We start from the raw sequence: 17,313 nt of genomic DNA on the forward strand, positions 1-17,313 counted from the left end.
AGCCGCCGCCGCTGCGCCAGCCGCCGCCGCACCGGCTGCCGCCGCGCCTGCCGAAGCAGCAGCGGCCCCGGCCGCTCCGACCCCGCAAAAAGGCGACACCGCCTGGATGATGGTGTCGACCCTGCTGGTGATTCTGATGACCATTCCTGGCCTGGCCCTGTTCTACGGCGGCCTGGTGCGTTCGAAAAACATGCTGTCGATCCTGATGCAGGTGTTCATGGTGTTTGCCCTGATCATCGTGCTGTGGTGCATCTACGGCTACTCGCTGGCGTTCACCGAGGGTAACGCCTTCTTCGGCAAGTTCGACCGTGCCTTCCTGAACGGCATCTGGGACCCGGCCAAGGGCGCCTTCTCCTACGCCGCCACCTTCAGCAAGGGCGTGGTGATTCCTGAGTTCGTGTACGTGGCCTTCCAGGCGACCTTCGCGGCCATCACCTGCGGCCTGATCGTCGGCGCCTTCGCCGAGCGCGCCAAGTTCACCGCCGTGCTGGCCTTCGTGGTGCTGTGGTTCACCTTCGCCTACCTGCCGATCGCCCACATGGTCTGGTTCTGGACCGGTCCGGACGCGATCAAGGACGCCGCCACCCTGGCATCGGAAACCGCCAAAGCCGGCTTCCTGTTCCAGAAAGGTGCGCTGGACTTCGCCGGCGGCACCGTGGTGCACATCAATGCGGCGGTCGCCGGCCTGGTGGGCGCCTACATGATCGGCAAACGCGTCGGCTACGGCCGCGAATCGATGGCGCCGCACTCGGTCACCATGACCATGATTGGTGCATCGCTGCTGTGGGTGGGCTGGTTCGGTTTCAACGCCGGTTCGGCGCTGGAAGCGGCCGACATCGCCGGCCTGGCCTTCATCAACACCCTGCTGGCTACCGCCGCCGCCACCGTGGCGTGGGTGTTCGCCGAGTGGATCTTCAAGGGCAAACCATCGATGCTGGGCGGCGCCTCGGGCGCGGTGGCCGGCCTGGTGGCCATCACCCCGGCCTGCGGCTTCGTCGGTCCGATGGGCGCGCTGATCATGGGCCTGCTGGCTGGCGTGATCTGCCTGTGGGGCGTGAACGGCCTGAAACGCCTGCTGGGCGCTGACGACTCGCTGGACGTGTTCGGCGTGCACGGCGTTGGCGGCATCCTGGGTGCCATCCTGACCGGTGTGTTCGCCGCACCATCGCTGGGCGGCCAGGGCATCTTCGACTACGTTGCCAACAAGGCATCGGCTGACTACTCGATCGGCTCGCAAGTGATCGTGCAGGCCACCGGCGTCGGCACCACCATCATCTGGTCGGCCGTGGTTTCGGTGATCGCCTACAAACTGGTGGACATCGTCATCGGCCTGCGCGTGCCGGAAGAGGAAGAGCGCGAAGGCCTGGATATCACCACCCACGGTGAATCCGCTTACCATGCTTAATTAGCAATGTTGCATCCGAAAAGCGCCCCTCGGGGCGCTTTTTTTATTGCCTGCCTTTAAAATAGGATTTTTGCCCTCATTTGGCATAGTCCGCACGGTAATAAGGATGTAAACATGGTTCCCCACCTCGTCACGGCCCTGAGCGGACCCCTGCTCGACCTGGAAGAAAAAATCCTGGCCGCCACCCCCGCAATCGAGCGTTGGTTCCGCCTCGAATGGCAGGAGCACACGCCGCCGTTTTATTGCTCGGTGGATATGAGGAATGCCGGCTACAAGCTGGCGCCGGTGGATACCAATCTGTTCCCGGGCGGCTTCAACATGCTGGCCACTGAGATGCTGCCGCTGTCGGTGCAGGCCGCCATGGCCGCGATCGACAAGTATTGCCCGGACGCGCGCAACCTGCTGCTGATCCCGGAAATCACCCAGCGCCATCCGACCTACTGGCAGAACGTGGCGCGCCTGATGCAGATCTTCCGCCAGACCGGCCTGCACGTGCGCCTCGGCTCGCTGTCGCCGGAAGTCACCCAGCCGACCCCGCTGCCTCTGCCGGACGGCAATATGCTGGTGGTGGAGCCGCTGGTGCGCTCGCCCAACGGCCGCCGCGTCGGCCTCAAGGATTTCGATCCGTGCACCATTTTGCTGAACAACGACCTGTCGGCCGGCATCCCGGACATCCTGCAAAACATCCATGAGCAAAGCCTGCTGCCGCCGCTGCACGCCGGCTGGGCGCTGCGCCGCAAGAGCAATCACCTGAACGCCTACGACGAGGTGGTGAAGAAGTTCGGCAAGCTGATCGGCGTCGACCCGTGGATGCTGAACCCGCTGCACGCCAAGTGCGACGCGGTCAACTTCCGCACCGGCGAGGGCTACGAATGCCTGGCCGCCAATGTCGACGCGCTGCTGGCCAAGATCAAGAAGAAGTACAAGGAATACGGCATCAAGGACCAGAAGCCGTTCGTGATCGTCAAGCCGGACGCCGGCACCTATGGCACCAGCATCCTGACCATCAAGGACTCGGCCGAGATCCAGGACCTGACCCAGGCCCAGCGCGACAAGATGACCGTCGTCAAGGATGGCAAGGAAGTGACCGACTTCATCATCCAGGAAGGCGTGCCGACCTTCGAGAGCATCGAGCACGCGGTGGCCGAGCCGGTGGTGTACATGATCGACCGCTACGTGGTGGGCGGCTTCTACCGCGTGCACGCCGAGAAGGGCGTCGACCAGAACCTGAACGCGCCCGGCTCGCAATACGTGCCGCTGGCGTTCGCGCAGCAGCACGCGGTGCCGGATCTCAAGGCCAAGCCGGGCACGGCCGCGCCGAACCGCTTCTACGTGTACGGCGTGGTGGCGCGCCTGGCGCTGCTGGCGGCCTCGCTGGAAATGGAGCGCACCGATCCGAATCCGGAAGTGTACTAAAATCAGCCATTACCTCTACTGTTGAACACCCAATGAAAATCGCCTTCCTCGCCGACCCGTTGTCGACCTTCAAGACCTACAAGGATTCCACCTACGCCATGATGGTCGAAGCCGGCAAGCGCGGCCACGCCGTCTACGCCTTCGAGCAAAAGGACATGGCGGTGGAGCAGGGCGTGGTCAGCGCCAGGGTGTCGCTCATCACCCTGACCGGCGACAGCAAGGACTGGTACCGCGCGGCCGGGCCGGTCGAAACCAATCTCGGCGAGTTCGACGCCATCATCCAGCGCAAGGACCCGCCGTTCGACATGGAATACGTGTACGGCACCTACCTGCTGGAGCTGGCCGAGAAGCAGGGCGCGCAGGTGTTCAACAAGCCGTCCGCCATCCGCGACCATAATGAAAAGCTGGCCATCGCCCAGTTCAGCGAGTTCACCTCGCCCACCCTGGTGACCGCGGACGAGGCGCGCATCCGCGCCTTCCAGAAGCAGCACGGCGACATTATCCTCAAGCCGCTGGACGGCATGGGCGGCACCGGCATCTTCCGCGTGACGGCCGACGGCATGAACCTTGGTTCCATCATCGAGACGCTGACCAACAACGGCAAGCAGACCATCATGGCGCAGCGCTACATCCCGGACATCGTCAAGGGCGACAAGCGCATTCTGGTCATCGGCGGCAAGCCGGTGCCGTTCGCGCTGGCGCGCATTCCGCAGAACGGCGAGGTGCGCGGCAACCTGGCGGCCGGCGGCATCGGCGTGGCCCAGCCGCTGACCGCGCGCGATTTTGAAATCGCCAATACGCTGGGGCCGATATTGGCCGCCCGCGGCCTGTTGCTGGTAGGATTGGATGTGATCGGCGATTTCCTGACCGAGGTGAACGTCACCAGCCCGACCTGCTTCCAGGAGATCACCCAGCAGGCCGGCTTCCCGGTGGCGGCGACGTTCATCGACGCGGTCGAGGCGGCGGTGGCCCTGGGCCGATGACAAGAAATATTCATTACTCACTGGCGGTTTAACAATATGGTAGGCATACTACTTATGACACACGCCCCACTGGGACAGGCCTTTCTTGCGGCCTGCGCCCACGTGTTTCGTGGTCCGACCGAGCATCTGGAGGCGATCGACGTGATCGCCGACCAGGACCTCGGCCAAGTCCAGGATCTGGCGGCGGCGGCGATCAAGCGTCTCGACGATGGCGACGGCGTGCTGGTCATCACCGACGTCAAAGGCGGCACGCCCGCCAACTGCTGCAACCGGCTGGCCGACGCGGGCCGGGTGGAGGTGATCGCGGGCATCAGTTTGCCGATGCTGCTGCGCGCCATCACCTACCGCCGCGACACGCTGGACGTGGTGGTCGAGATGGCCCTGGCCGGCGCGCAAAGTGGAGCGGTGCGCGTCGACAACCGGACACGCGTCGGCTAATCCCGACGTTTTTTTTAGCAATGCGCACTCTGATTGAGATAAAAGAAAAATGATTCAGCAAGAACTCGAAATTATTAACAAGCTTGGTTTGCATGCGCGCGCTTCCGCCAAATTTACCCAACTGGCAGCAAAATACAAAAGCGATGTCTGGCTGACGCGTAACGCGCGCCGGATCAACGCCAAATCCATCATGGGCGTGATGATGCTGGCGGCCGGCAAGGGCGCCAAAGTCCTGCTGGAGGCCGACGGCGACGATGAAGGCGATTGCGTCGCCGCCCTGAGCGCCCTGGTCAACGACAAGTTCGGCGAAGGCGAGTAATGGCGGCGGAACGCAGCCGTCCCCGTTTCCCCGCAGGCCCGCCGATGGCCTCGTTCACCCTGCACGGCATTCCGGTCTCGCGCGGCATTGCGATTGGCCGCGCCCACCTGCTGGCGCCGGCGGCGCTGGACGTCAAGCATTACTTGGTGGCGGAAGAGCAGGTCGAGGCCGAGGTCACGCGCCTGCAACAGGCGCTGGCCGCCGTGCACAAGGAATTGCAGACGCTGTGGAATGAGCTGCCCAAGGACGCGCCGACCGAGCTGGGCGCGTTCATCGACGTGCACGCGCTGATCCTGTCCGATCCGATGATTTCGGAAGCGCCGCTCGACATCATCCGCACCCGCCACTACAACGCCGAATGGGCGCTGCTGACCCAGATCGACGAGCTGTCGGCGCAGTTCGACGAAATCGAAGACCCCTACCTGCGCGAGCGCAAGGCCGACATCCAGCAGGTGGCCGAGCGCGTGCTCAAGGTGCTGATGGGCACCGAGCAAATGCTGCCCAAGGCCGACGGTGGCGAGGACGAGGTCCAGCCGCAGATGATCATCGTGGCGCACGATATCTCGCCGGCCGACATGCTGCAATTCCGCGACCGTTCCTTCATCGGCTTTGTGACCGACGTCGGCGGCCAGAACTCGCACACCGCCATCGTCGCGCGCTCGCTGGATATTCCGGCGGCGGTCGGCATGTCGGGCGCCTCCACCCTGATCGAGCAGGACGACTGGCTGATCATCGACGGCGACGCCGGCGTGGTGATCGCCAATCCGAGCGTGCTGGTGCTGGAGCAGTACCGCGAACGCCAGAACGCCGCCGCCCGCGCGCGCAAGAAACTCCAGAAGCTCAAGAAAACGCCGGCCATCACCAAGGATGGTACCGAGATCACCCTGCTGGCCAATATCGAACTGCCGGACGATTGCCCGGCCGCGATGGAGGCGGGCGCCAACGGCGTGGGCCTGTTCCGTTCCGAATTCCTGTTCATGGGCCGCAACAGCAAGATCCCGTCCGAGGACGAGCAGTTCGAGCAGTACAGGAAGGCCGTGGTGGCGATGAAGGGCCGCCCGGTTACCATCCGCACGCTGGACATCGGCGCCGACAAGCCGCTCGATCAAAGCGAGCAGACCGCGCTCAATCCGGCGCTGGGCCTGCGCGCCATCCGCTACTGCCTGGCGGAGCCGCAGATCTTCCTGACGCAGCTGCGCGCCATCCTGCGCGCCTCGGCCTTCGGCAAGGTGCGCATCCTGATTCCGATGCTGGCGCATGCCTTCGAGATCGACCAGTCGCTGGCCATGGTGGCGCAGGCCAAGGCCGAACTGCGTGAGCAAAACGTCAAGTTTGACGAAAATGTCGATGTCGGCGCCATGATCGAAATCCCGGCGGCGGCGCTGGCGTTGCCCATGTTCGTCAAGCGCATGAACTTCCTGTCGATCGGCACCAATGACCTGATTCAGTACACCCTGGCCATCGACCGGGTTGATTATGAGGTCGCACACCTTTACAATCCGCTGCATCCGGCTGTGCTGCAACTGATCTCGATGACGATTGCGGCCGGGCATAAAGCCGGGATCGACGTCGCCGTGTGCGGCGAAATGGCGGGGGATGTCAAACTGACACGTCTCCTGCTGGGCATGGGATTGCGGGAATTCTCGATGCATCCGGCCCAACTGCTCTCGGTCAAGCAGGAAATCCTGAACAGCGATCTTGCGCGCATCATGCCGCAAACCCGCAAGATCATGCGCTCGATGGAACCCAACGTGATTGCAGACGCGGTCGAACAATTACAGTTGATGTGAACCGGCTGGACCCATCATTCGCGGTCCAGCCTTGATCGTTGGCCCGCGGGGCCGCCCAATAAAAATTAAATCAACGATGTCATCCCTGGGATACGTTAAGCCGCAAACCATGCATTTTGCCGAGCCCCTGCTCCTGCAAAGCGGCGCGTCGCTGCGCGACTATATGCTGGTGTACGAAACCTACGGCACCCTGAATGCCGACAAATCCAATGCGGTGCTGGTCTGCCACGCACTGAACGCTTCGCACCACGTGGCCGGCGAATACGAAGGCGTCGCCAAAAGCACCGGCTGGTGGGACAACATGGTCGGCCCGGGCAAGTCGCTGGACACCAACAAGTTCTTCGTGATCGGCGTGAACAACCTTGGTTCCTGCTTCGGCTCCACTGGGCCGATGCACACCAACCCGGCCACCGGCAAGCCGTATGGCGCCGCCTTCCCGGTGGTGACAGTAGAGGACTGGGTGGCGGCGCAGGCACGCCTGGCCGATGCGCTGGGCATCCGCCAGTTCGCCGCCGTCATGGGCGGCTCGCTGGGCGGCATGCAGGCGCTGTCGTGGTCCATCATGTATCCGGACCGCCTGCGTCACTGCGTGGTGATCGCCTCCACGCCCAAGCTGTCGGCGCAGAACATCGCCTTCAACGACGTGGCGCGCCAGGCCATCCTGACCGATCCGGATTACCGCGGCGGCGATTTCTACGAGCATGGCGTGGTGCCGAAGAATGGTTTGAAAGTGGCGCGCATGATCGGCCACATCACCTACCTGTCGGACGACGACATGGCGGAGAAGTTCGGCCGCAAGCTGCGCGACGTCGCTGCCAGCGGCGACTACAAATTCGACTTCGGCGTCGACTTCGAGATCGAATCCTACCTGCGCTACCAGGGCGACAAGTTCAGCGAATACTTCGACGCCAACACCTATCTGCTGATTACCAAGGCGCTGGATTACTTTGATCCGGCGCGCTTGCACAACGGCGACCTGGCGAAGACCCTGGCCGGCACCAAGGCCAGGTTCTTCCTGGCGTCCTTCACCACCGACTGGCGCTTCTCGCCGGAGCGCAGCCGCGAAATCGTGCAGGCGCTGATCAGCAACCGCCGCAAGGTCACGTACGCGGAAATCGATGCGCCGCATGGCCACGATGCCTTCCTGCTGGAAGACCCGCGCTACATGAACATGGTGCGCGCCTATTACGACCAGGTGTGGAACGAGATCGGGGGCAAGGCATGAACTTCAATGAATTGAGCGCGGCGCGCCCGGACCTGGCCTTCATCGCCCACTGGATCGGCGACAAGTCGCATGTGCTGGACGTCGGCTGCGGCGACGGCGTGATGATGGACTATCTGCAAAGCGACAAGCAATGCAGCGGCTACGGCATCGAGATCGCCGACGACAAGGTGCTGGAATCCACCCGGCGCGGCGTGCAGGTGATCCAGCAAGACATGGAGCAGGGCCTGGGCCTGTTCGGCGACAACAGCTTCGACACGGTACTGTGCCTGTCCTCCTTGCAGATGATGAAGCACGTGGAGGCGCTGTTGCGCGACATCGTCCGTGTCGGCAAGGAGGCGATTGTCTCGTTCCCCAACTTTGCCTACTGGCCGCACCGCGTGGCGCTGCTGAAAGGGCGCATGCCGGTGTCGGAATCGCTGCCGTACGAGTGGTACGACACGCCCAACCTGCGCTGCGCCACCATCACCGACTTCCGCGATCTGGCCGAGGATTGCGGGCTGGAAGTGATTGAATGTGTGGCGCTGGCGGAAGGGAAGCGGGTATCATTCCTGCCTAACCTGCGCGGCGACCTGGCCGTGTTCCGACTACGAAAAAAATAATGACGCAAAAAACGCCCTGGTACAGCTACATCAACGGACGCACCGTTTCCATCCTGTTCCTGGGCTTCAGTTCCGGACTGCCGCTGTACACGCTGATCTACCTGATGCAGGCGTGGCTGGCCAAGTCCGGACTGGACGTCAAGGCGCTGGGCCTGTTCGGCCTGGCCATGTTCCCCTACACCTTCAAGTTCCTGTGGGCGCCGTTCATGGACCGCTACACCGTGCTGCCGCTGGGCCGCCGGCGTGGCTGGATGGCGCTGACCCAGCTGGCGCTGTTCGCCTTTATCGGTGGGCTGGGCATGTTGGACCCGAAGCTGGAGCTATCGCTGATCGCCGGCACCGTGTTCCTGATTGCCTTCTTGTCGGCCAGTCAGGACGTGGTGATCGACGCCTATCGCCGCGAGATTCTGGCCGAGGAAGAGCAGGGCCTGGGTGCGGCCATCATCGTCAACGCCTACAAGGCCGCCAGCCTGATACCTAGCGCGCTGGGATTGGTGATGGCGGACAGCCAGCCGTGGCAGGTCGTGTTCTGGACCGTGGCCGCCTTCATGTTGCCAGGCCTGGCGTGCACGCTGCTGTCCAGGGAACCGACCCTGTACGGTGAGCCGCCGAAGAATTTGCAAGAGGCGGTGGTGCTGCCGTTCCGTGAATTCATCAAGCGCGATGGCATCAAGCAGGCCGCGCTCATCATCGCCTTCGTGCTGCTCTACAAAATCGGCGATACGATGACGACTGCCTTGTCGACCAAGTTTTTCCTCGACATCGGCTTCTCCACCAAGGACATCGGCCTGGCCGCCAACGCCACCGGTTGGTGGGCCAGCTTGGCCGGCGGCGCGGTGGGCGGCATCTGGATGATCAAGCTGGGCATCAACCGCGCGCTGTGGGTGTTCGGCGTGCTGCAAGCGCTGGCCATCCTCGGCTTTGCCTGGCTGGCGCAGGTCGGCCCGGACAAGCTGCTGCTGAGCGCCGTCTTCGGCTTCGAGGCGTTTGCCAGCCTTGGCCTGGGCTCGGCCGCGCTGGTAGCCTTCATGTCGCGCGCCACCGATCCGCGCTACACCGCCACCCAATATGCGCTGTTTTCCAGCCTGGCTGCGGTGCCGCGCACATTCATCAACTCCTCGGTGGGGTATATTGTTGCCGAAACCGGATGGTTCTGGTTCTTTATCGTATGCTTTATCCTTGCATTCCCTGCAATGATGATGCTGCCCAAAATCGCTCCGTGGAATAGTGGACATGAAAAAGCTTAAATTGAAAAGCGCCTTGCTGGCGCTGCTGATCTGCGCCAGCGCACTGGCGCAGGATGACGGCATACCGGTGCGCAAGCTGTCGCCGCTGCGCGGCCTGGCCGGCGCGGACTCGCGCCAGTTCGACGAGCAGTCGAAACTCCAGTACAACCAGATGCTGGCCGAAGCCCATCAGAAAGACGCCGTCGCCACCGACCGCAATCCGCAACTGATCCGCCTGCGCGCCATCGCCGGCCGCCTGATTCCCTTTACCTCGCGCTGGAATCCGGACGCGGCCAAATGGGACTGGCAGGTCAACCTGCTGAATTCCCCGACCGTGAACGCGTTCTGCATGCCAGGCGGCCGCATCGCCTTCTACAACGGCATCCTGACCAAACTGAATCTGACCGACGATGAAGTGGCCATGGTGATGGGCCACGAAATCGCCCACGCCCTGCGCGAGCACGCGCGCGAGCAAGCCGGCAAGAACAACGCCACCTCGCTGGTGGCGCGGCTGGCCGGCGCCGCCGGCGCGGCTTACTTCGGGCTCGATCCGCGCCTCGGCGATGCGGTCGGCAGCGGCGCCGCCAAAGTGGCCTCGCTGAGCTTCTCGCGCAGCGACGAGAGCGAGGCCGATCTGGTCGGCATGGACCTGGCCGCGCGCGCCGGTTTCGATCCGCGCGCCGGCATCGCCCTGTGGCAGAAGATGAGCGCCGTGAACAAGGCCCAGCCCTTGCCCTTCCTGTCGACCCACCCGAGCGGCAACCAGCGCATCGAGGACATGAACAAGAATATGCATCTGGTGCTGCCGGTGTTCGCGCGCGCCAAGGGACTGGACCCGAACAAGCTGCCGCCATACCGCTCGCTCGCGCTGCCGAAGTCCTGATATGCCGCGCCACCCGCTGCCCATGCGCGACGGCGTCGCGCCCAGCTATCTGTATCTGCCGGAGGGCGACTGGTCTGACATGATCAGCTTCCTGGTGGCGCGCTTTCCCGATGTGAGCGAGGCCGCGTGGCGCGAACGCATGGCGCGCGGCGACGTGGTGGATAACGATGGCAAGCCGTTGCTGCCCACCAGCCGCTTCAAGCGCGGCCTGCGCATGTTCTATTACCGCGAGCTGGAATACCCCGAAACGCCGATCCCGTTCAGGGAAGAGATCCTGCATCAGGACGAACATCTGGTGGTGGTGGACAAGCCGCACTTCCTGCCGGTGATTCCCTCCGGCCGCTTCCTGCACGAGACGCTGCTGGTGCGCCTGCGCAAAGCGCTGGGCGAGGAAGATCTGGTGCCGATCCACAGGCTGGACCGCGAGACCGCCGGCGTGGTGATCTTCTCGCGCAACGCCGCCAGCCGCGGCGTGTATCAATCCCTGTTCCAGAAGCGCGTGATCGACAAGGAATACGAAGCACTGGCGCCACGCCTTGAGGGCGTGACTTTTCCTTTCACCTACCGCAGCCGCATGGTGGAGGGCGACAAGTTCTTCGTCATGAAGGAAGTGGAGGGCGAGCCGAATTCGGAAACGCTGATCGACGTGATCGAACAGCGTGGGGAGCTGACCTTGTACCGCCTGTATCCGCATACCGGACGCCAGCACCAGTTGCGCGTGCACTTGTCCTCACTCGGCATTCCGATTGTGAACGACGCCTTCTATCCGGTGGCGCTGCCCTGCAAACAGGACGACGTGTCGCAGCCCTTGCAACTGCTGGCGCGCGCCATCAGTTTCATCGATCCCCTCAGCGGCGAGTGGCGCGAGTTCCGCTCGCGCCGCGCGCTGTAGCGCCGGCCTACGAGGTTGAGATGTTGACCAGGATGTTCTGGCCGATCAGCAGGGTGATGCTGCCGCTGCCGTCGGCATCGTGATAGACGTTGTAGTCGCCCTGCGTGCCGGCCGCGACCCAGTCCGCTTGTTCCAGATGCACCTTGGAGCCAGACTGGAGGGCGGTAATGGTCAGGGTGTCGCTATCGGTAAAACTGTGGACGGCGGCGCTGCTGCCGATATTCAGCACGTTGGTGTCGCTGGCGTCAAAGCTGAGCGTGTCGATGCCGCTGAAGCTGCTGCTCAGCGCTGTCAGTGACGCTTCGGTGGTGGCCGTCAGGCGCAGCGTGTCCGCGCCGGCGCCGGCGCCGACGATGGCGCCGCTGACCGAACTGATCGAGATGATATCCGCGCCGCTGCCGGTATTGATGTGCGCTCCCGCGCCGGCCGTGATCACATTCGTGCCGCCACCGGTGCTGACCGTGGCGTAGTCGCCCACCGTGATCACGGCGTCGCTGCCGCTGGTGACCGTATCGCCATCGCCGCCGATCACCTGCGCGCGGTTGCCGACGATGATGTTGTCCGCACCCGAGCCGCCATACACGATGCTGTCATTGTCGCCGGCGTGGCTGTAGGTGACGCCGTTGTTGGACAGATAGTAGGTCGGCGCGGCCTCCTCCTGGCCGGCGAAGGCGGTGACGTTGCCGGCCTGATCGGATAGTCGCACGCCATAGTTGTCGGTGAGCTGGCCGCTCAGGCCGGTCAGGCTCCAGGTGGCTTGGCCGCTGGCCTGGTAGGTGGTAGCCGCCTTCGTCCAGGTCGCGCCATGGTCGAAGGTGATCTCGACGATTTCATTCGGCAAGTCGGTGCTGCCGCTCAGAAAACCGTCGATGCTGGCGGCACCGCTGGCGAAGGCGTTTGGCGTGCCGGTCACGATGGCGGTGGAAGGCTGCGTATCGACGGTCAAAGGCTGGACGATGCTGGCGACCGTGCTGTCGACGCCGCTCACCGTTTGCTTGACCTGGATCTGGTCCATCGCATACGCGCCGTCGTCCAGGTCGAAGCCATCGCCGCTGCCCGCGTGCCAGCTGTCGGCCGTGCCCAGGCGGTAGTACCACGTGCCCTGTGGATCGAGGTTCGTGACGCTGATGCGGTGGTGGTTGGTGACGCCGTCGGTGTGCAGCGCCGAGCCGGCGTCGGTGTCCGAGGCTGGCGCCGTGTCGGTGTAGGTGAGCTTCGGCGCCGAGCCGCCGCTGGCGGTGGTGAAATGCAGCATCGAGTCGTCGCCGGTCACGCCGACATTGCCCGCGAGGTCGCTGACGATGGCGCCGCGCACCGTGTAATGGGTGCCGTTCACCAGCGCGCTGTCCAGATCGATGGTCAGCGTCTTGCCGCTGGCCGCGTTGCTGGCCAGCGTGATCTCCTGAGTGTTGTCGCTGTTGTTATCGTCGCTGATGGTGACCACGGTGCCGTCGGCAATGGCGATGTTTTCATTGAAGGTGAACACCAGCTTGGTCAGGCTGGTGGCGTCCGTGGTCGCGCCTTCCACCGGCGCCGTGGCCGAGAGCAGCGGTATCTTGCGGTCGACCGTGATGGCGGCGGTGGCGCTGGCGCTGCTGCTGGTGTTGCCTGCCATGTCCAGGATGCGGGCGGCCAAGGTATGAGCGCCGTCGGCCAGCGTGCCGAGGCTGATGTCGAACGTGGTGCGCGCCTCGGGATTGAATTTGCTGACCGAGAAGTAGTCGTCGCCGTAGTAGAGGTCAGCGGACTGGATCACGTAGCTGCCCACCACGGCCGAGTCGTGGCTGGCGTCGACGATCTGGATAGTGTCGCCGGCGTGCAGGCCATGCAGGCCGGCCACGTTCAGGGTGACTTGTTGCGGATTGTTGGTGATGGCGTCGCTGGACGACACGCCGGTGTCGCTGCCGTCGGCCAGCGTCAGCGCGCGGCCGGACAGTGAGAGGGCGCCGGTCAGCAACTGGTAGTCTGCCGCGGCGACGCCGCTGGTGTTGCCGACCGCATCGGTCACGCGCGCCTGCACCTGATGGGCGCCGCTGACCAGCGTGGCGTCAGCCTGCCAGACGCCGCTGGCGGCGGTGGCGCTGATCCAGCTGGCGCCGTCGTCGACCGACACTTGCAACGTCTGGCCGGTGAGCAGCGCGCCCTCGTAGGTGCCGCTGATGGTCTGGGCGGCGCTGTTGGTGATGCGGTCGCTGCTGCTGGTGCCGGTGTCGGCGGAAAATGTGAAGTTGCCGCCGATGCTGATGTTGATCGGGTGGCTATTGTAGTAGATATAACTATGGCTGGCGGTGCCGCTGTTGCCGCCGACGTTGTTGCTGACGCGCGCCAGCAGCGTACCGTTGAGGAGGCCGTCGGCGCCCCCGGTCAGATTGCCGGTGTCGATCGCGCCGCTGTAGCTCCAGGCGCCGGCGGCGCTTGCGGTGGCCTTGTGCCAGCTGGCGCCGTTATCGAGCGATACCTGGATGAAATCGTTGGCGCTCAGCGTGCCGGTGTAGGTGCCGCTCACGGTCTGCTCCAGCGCCGCGGTGATGTAGTCGCTGGCGCTGACGCCGGTGTCGGTGAAGTGAAGGGCGGCACCGATCACAGCCGAGGGCGTGGCCGGGGTGGCCACGCCGCTGGCGGTAAAGCTGAACAGCGCGGTCGCGCTGACGCTGGCGTTGCCGCTGTCGCTGCTGTCGAGCACGGCGCGGCCACCCATGGTGACATTGTAGTTGAGCCCGCTTTTGAGGGCGCTGGACAGGTGGATGACGACGTCCTGGCCGCTGTAGCTGACCTGGCTGTCATGGCTGCCGATCACCCGGCTGTCGGTGGCGCCGACAATGCGGCTGGACAGGCCGGTGGTCCCGAGGTAGCGCTGGCTATAACCGTCGCTGATCACGATGCTGCTGTCGCCGGCAAACACGGCGCGGTCGAAGTGCAGCGTGATGGTGGAGTTGTCGGACGAGGAGACAGACAGCAGGGTGGGGGCGGGCATGGGATTCAAAAGTTATCATAGATGAATCCTCAATGATAACACGGAAATTATTATTTCCCTTTTGAAATCCCGATACCATCGGCGCGAAGGTTGTGGCGCTCAGGCCGTGAACGGCTCCAGGTCAACTGTGATGCCAACGCCGACCAGCACCGCGACGGTGTTGGCGGAGTTATGGTACACGTTGTAGCCGCCTGAGGTGCCGTCGGCGTGCCACACCAGCGAATCCATCGACACCGTGGTGCTGCCGCCGCCGGTATTGTTGATGGTGAGCTGGTTGCTGTCGGTCAGGTTTTGCACGGTGGACGCGGACAGGATGGTCACGCCGTTGGTGCCGCCGTGGATGAAGTCGATCACATCGATGCCGCTGGAGGTGCTCAGCGAGGACAGCGAGAAGACGGTATCGTTGCTGAGTTGCAGCGTGTCCTTGCCAGCACCGGCGTGCACCACCGCTCCGGTCAGGGAAGTCAGGGTGATGTAATCGGCGCCGCTGCCGGTGGTGATGTTGGCGTGGTCGCCGGCGATCACCGTGTTCATGCCGTCGCCGGTGGTGACGGTGGCGTTGGCGTCGACCGTGACCTGCGCGTTGTCGCCGGTGGTGATGGTGTCGCCGCCGAGGGAGACGACGGAGGCATGGTTGCCGACCGTGATGGTGTCGGTGCCGGCGCCGCCTCGCACCGAGGTGTAATTGTCGTCCGCATGGCTGTAGTTGACGCCGTCGTTGGCCAGGTAGAACAGCGAGGTGTACTCGGTGGCGCCGGCAATGCCGGTGAGGTTGCCGGCCTTGTCGGACAGGCGCAAGCCATACTCGTTGCCCAGCGTGCCGCTCGCGGTCCAGCTGGAGGTGCCGTCGGAGACGTAGGTGGTGGTGGCCTGCACCCAGCTGGCGCCGTGGTCGAAGGTCACCTCGACAAATTCATTGGAAAAATCGGTACTGCCGGTGACCAGGCCGTTGATGCTGCCGACGCCACTGCTGAAAGTGAAGCCGGCCACGCTGGCGCTGGAGGCGACAGTGTCGATCACGAGGGTCTCGTTGATGGTGAAAATGGCGCTGTCTACGCCATCCACGGTTTGCTTGACCTGGATGCTGTCCATGGCGTAGGTGCCGTCGGCCAGGATGAAGAAGTTGTCGCTGTTGCCGGCTTTCCAGATGCCGGTGGCGCTGGTGCGGTAGGACCAGGTGCCTGAGGCGGCCACGTCCTTGACACGGATGATGTTGTTGCTGGTGACGCCGTCCGTATGCAGGGACGAGCCGTCGTCGGTGTCGTAGGTCGGTGCGGTGTCGGTGTAGGATGCGCTGATCGGGGCCGGCAACGAGCCGCCGCCGTAGGTGCCGGCGGTGGTGAAGTGCAGCATCGGCGTGTCGCCGGTGACGCCAGCATTGCCGGCAAGGTCGCTGATGATGGCGCCCTGCACGGTGTAGCTGGTGCCGCTGGTCAGCGCGCTGCTCAGGGTGATGGTCAGCACCTTGCCGCTGATATCGCTGCTCGACAGCGTGACTTCCTGGGAATTGTCGCTGTTGTTGTCGTCCGTGATATAGACAATGGTGTCGTCTTCGATGACGATGTTCTCGTTGAAGGTGAAGGTCAGCTGGGTCAGGTCGGTGGCGACCGAGCCGGCGTGCTCCAACGGCGACGTGGTCGAGAGGATGGGCGCGGCGGCGTCGATGGTCACCGTCTTGGTGGCGCTGGCGGTGCCGATATTGCCCGCCGCGTCGACGATGCGCGCGGCCAGCGTGTGGTCACCGTTGCTCAGTGAGCCGAGGGTGATGTCCACGGTGTCGCGCCCGGTCGGATCGAATTTTGCAACGGTGAAGTAATCGTCGCCGTAGTACAGGTCGGCGTCGGTGATCACATAGCTGCCCACCACCGTCGAGCTGGCGCTGGTGTCGACGATCTGAATAGTGTCGCCGGCGTGCACGCCATGCAGACCGGCCACGTTCAGCGTGACCTTGGCGGCCGAGTTGGTGATGGCGTCGCTGGAGGAGACGCCGCTGTCGGTGCTGCCAGGCAAAGTGAGCGCGCGGCCGGACAGCGTCAGGCCGCTGGTATCCAGCGTGTACTCGGCCGAGCCGACGCCGCTGGTGTTGCCGGCGCCGTCCACGACGCGCGCCTGCACGTAATTGGTGCCGGCGTTCAGGTTGATGGTGCCGGTGGTGTGCCAACTGCCGGCGCTGGCGGTGACGCTGGTCCAACTGGTGCCGCCGTCCACCGACACCTGCATGAACTGGCCCGCGTCCAGCGTGCCGCTGTAGGTACCGTTGATGGTCTGAGCGGTCGTCTTGGTGATCAGGTCGGTCGCGCTGCTGCCGGTATCGTCGGAAAACGTGAAGCTGCTGCTGACCGCGATGTCGATCGGATGGCTGTTGTACACATAGCTGTGGCTGGCCTGGGCGCTGCTGCCGCCGGCGGTGTTGCTGACGCGCGCCAGCAGGCCACCGTTGAGGGCGCCACCGCTGCCGGCGGTCAGGTTGTCGACATTGATCTCGCCCTCGAAGCTCCAGGTGTTGGCGCCGGTGTCGACCGTGGCCTTGTACCAGCTGGCGCCGTTGTCCAGCGACACCTGAATGAAATCGTTGGCGCCAAGCGTGCCGGTGTAGTGGCCGCTCAGCACCTGGTCGGCCGAGGCGGTGATGTAGTCGGCGCTGCCGGTGTCGGTAAAGTTGATGGTCGAGTCGACCACCGCGCTGGGCGTGTCGATGGCGGCGCCGGCGGCGGTGAATTTGTACAGCGCGGTCGAGCTGATCTTGTCATTGCCTTCCAGGCTGGCGTTGTGCACGGTGCCGCGGCCCATGGTGACGCTGTAATTGACGCCGGCCTTGAGCGCCTCCGACAGATGCAGCACCACCGTCGTGTCGCTGTAGGTGACGAGGTCGAAGTTGGCGCTGTCGATGGAGCGGGTGTCGGTGGCGCCGATGATGCGGGTGGACAGTCCGCCTCCCGTGATGTACGACTGGCTGTTGCCGTCGCTGATCACGAACGCACCGTCGCCTTGAGCGACCGCCGTGTCAAAGGTCAGGGTGATGGTGGTACCGGAGGCGGAGACGGATGTCAGGGCGGGCGCAGTCATGGCAGTTTCAAAGTTATCTTTGGGAAGCACTAATGATAACAAGGAAACACGATTATTTCCATTTAGTAAATTTCATAAACGCCATTTCGTGCCGGGA

General features: G+C 64.0%; 13 protein-coding genes. 11 read left to right on the forward strand and 2 right to left on the reverse strand.

From position 1 onward, the window contains the following. From GM676_RS26425 to GM676_RS26475, 11 genes are all read left to right on the forward strand, one after another. On the forward strand, positions 1-1,405 hold a 1,405-nt coding region (locus tag GM676_RS26425; RefSeq protein WP_308936703.1), incomplete at its 5' end, for an ammonium transporter. Between the two features lie 114 nt (positions 1,406-1,519). Next, positions 1,520-2,821 (forward strand): glutamate--cysteine ligase, encoded by a 1,302-nt coding sequence (gene gshA, locus GM676_RS26430; RefSeq protein ID WP_155467192.1) that lies wholly within the window; start codon positions 1,520-1,522, stop codon positions 2,819-2,821. 32 nt (positions 2,822-2,853) lie between these two features. Continuing rightward, a complete protein-coding gene (gene gshB, locus GM676_RS26435; RefSeq protein ID WP_155467193.1) occupies positions 2,854-3,804 on the forward strand; it encodes a glutathione synthase in 951 nt (316 codons plus the stop codon). A 36-nt stretch (positions 3,805-3,840) separates the two neighbouring features. After that, positions 3,841-4,242, forward strand: coding sequence for a PTS sugar transporter subunit IIA (locus tag GM676_RS26440; protein ID WP_155467194.1), 402 nt, complete (start codon positions 3,841-3,843; stop codon positions 4,240-4,242). Positions 4,243-4,291: 49 nt separating this feature from the next. Beyond that, positions 4,292-4,561: an HPr family phosphocarrier protein gene (locus tag GM676_RS26445; protein ID WP_154382893.1), complete on the forward strand. Its 270-nt coding sequence runs from the start codon at positions 4,292-4,294 to the stop codon at positions 4,559-4,561. A 44-nt stretch (positions 4,562-4,605) separates the two neighbouring features. Next, positions 4,606-6,351 (forward strand): phosphoenolpyruvate--protein phosphotransferase, encoded by a 1,746-nt coding sequence (ptsP, locus tag GM676_RS26450; RefSeq protein ID WP_155467231.1) that lies wholly within the window; start codon positions 4,606-4,608, stop codon positions 6,349-6,351. 109 nt (positions 6,352-6,460) lie between these two features. Next, positions 6,461-7,576 carry a homoserine O-succinyltransferase MetX gene (gene metX / locus GM676_RS26455; RefSeq protein ID WP_229262877.1) on the forward strand — a complete coding sequence of 372 codons (1,116 nt, stop codon included), beginning with the start codon at positions 6,461-6,463 and terminating at the stop codon, positions 7,574-7,576. Continuing rightward, positions 7,573-8,175, forward strand: coding sequence for a methionine biosynthesis protein MetW (metW, locus tag GM676_RS26460; protein WP_155467196.1), 603 nt, complete (start codon positions 7,573-7,575; stop codon positions 8,173-8,175). Before metX ends, metW begins: the two co-directional genes overlap by 4 nt. Further along, positions 8,175-9,422 carry an AmpG family muropeptide MFS transporter gene (locus tag GM676_RS26465; RefSeq protein ID WP_155467197.1) on the forward strand — a complete coding sequence of 416 codons (1,248 nt, stop codon included), beginning with the start codon at positions 8,175-8,177 and terminating at the stop codon, positions 9,420-9,422. Before metW ends, GM676_RS26465 begins: the two co-directional genes overlap by 1 nt. Next, entirely contained in the window at positions 9,409-10,284 is an 876-nt protein-coding gene (locus tag GM676_RS26470; protein ID WP_155467198.1) for a M48 family metallopeptidase, read from the forward strand. The genes GM676_RS26465 and GM676_RS26470 overlap by 14 nt, the downstream gene beginning before the upstream one ends. Before the next feature lies 1 nt (position 10,285). After that, positions 10,286-11,176 (forward strand): pseudouridine synthase, encoded by an 891-nt coding sequence (locus GM676_RS26475; RefSeq protein WP_155467199.1) that lies wholly within the window; start codon positions 10,286-10,288, stop codon positions 11,174-11,176. A gap of 7 nt (positions 11,177-11,183) precedes the next feature. On the opposite strand, the gene GM676_RS26480 is transcribed toward GM676_RS26475, so the two are convergent. Together GM676_RS26480 and GM676_RS26485 are read right to left on the reverse strand one after the other, a co-directional pair. Continuing rightward, on the reverse strand, positions 11,184-14,150 hold the full coding sequence (locus GM676_RS26480) for a beta strand repeat-containing protein (RefSeq protein ID WP_155467200.1): 2,967 nt from the start codon (positions 14,148-14,150) through the stop codon (positions 11,184-11,186). Positions 14,151-14,249: 99 nt separating this feature from the next. Beyond that, positions 14,250-17,216, reverse strand: a complete 2,967-nt coding sequence (locus GM676_RS26485) for a beta strand repeat-containing protein (protein ID WP_155467201.1) — start codon at positions 17,214-17,216, stop codon at positions 14,250-14,252. Between the last annotated feature and the right edge of the window lie 97 nt (positions 17,217-17,313).

The sequence above is a fragment of the Duganella radicis genome (assembly GCF_009720825.1).
In the GTDB taxonomy this organism is placed as follows: domain Bacteria; phylum Pseudomonadota; class Gammaproteobacteria; order Burkholderiales; family Burkholderiaceae_D; genus Rugamonas; species Rugamonas radicis.

Coding starts and splice junctions, on each gene's coding strand:
- GM676_RS26485 (WP_155467201.1), bottom strand. CDS start 17,216: ATGACTGCGCCCGCCCTGACATCCGTCTCCGCCTCCGGTACCACCATC.
- ptsP (WP_155467231.1), top strand. CDS start 4,606: ATGGCCTCGTTCACCCTGCACGGCATTCCGGTCTCGCGCGGCATTGCG.
- GM676_RS26465 (WP_155467197.1), top strand. CDS start 8,175: ATGACGCAAAAAACGCCCTGGTACAGCTACATCAACGGACGCACCGTT.
- gshB (WP_155467193.1), top strand. CDS start 2,854: ATGAAAATCGCCTTCCTCGCCGACCCGTTGTCGACCTTCAAGACCTAC.
- gshA (WP_155467192.1), top strand. CDS start 1,520: ATGGTTCCCCACCTCGTCACGGCCCTGAGCGGACCCCTGCTCGACCTG.
- GM676_RS26480 (WP_155467200.1), bottom strand. CDS start 14,150: ATGCCCGCCCCCACCCTGCTGTCTGTCTCCTCGTCCGACAACTCCACC.
- GM676_RS26475 (WP_155467199.1), top strand. CDS start 10,286: ATGCCGCGCCACCCGCTGCCCATGCGCGACGGCGTCGCGCCCAGCTAT.
- GM676_RS26440 (WP_155467194.1), top strand. CDS start 3,841: ATGGTAGGCATACTACTTATGACACACGCCCCACTGGGACAGGCCTTT.
- metW (WP_155467196.1), top strand. CDS start 7,573: ATGAACTTCAATGAATTGAGCGCGGCGCGCCCGGACCTGGCCTTCATC.
- metX (WP_229262877.1), top strand. CDS start 6,461: ATGCATTTTGCCGAGCCCCTGCTCCTGCAAAGCGGCGCGTCGCTGCGC.
- GM676_RS26445 (WP_154382893.1), top strand. CDS start 4,292: ATGATTCAGCAAGAACTCGAAATTATTAACAAGCTTGGTTTGCATGCG.
- GM676_RS26470 (WP_155467198.1), top strand. CDS start 9,409: ATGAAAAAGCTTAAATTGAAAAGCGCCTTGCTGGCGCTGCTGATCTGC.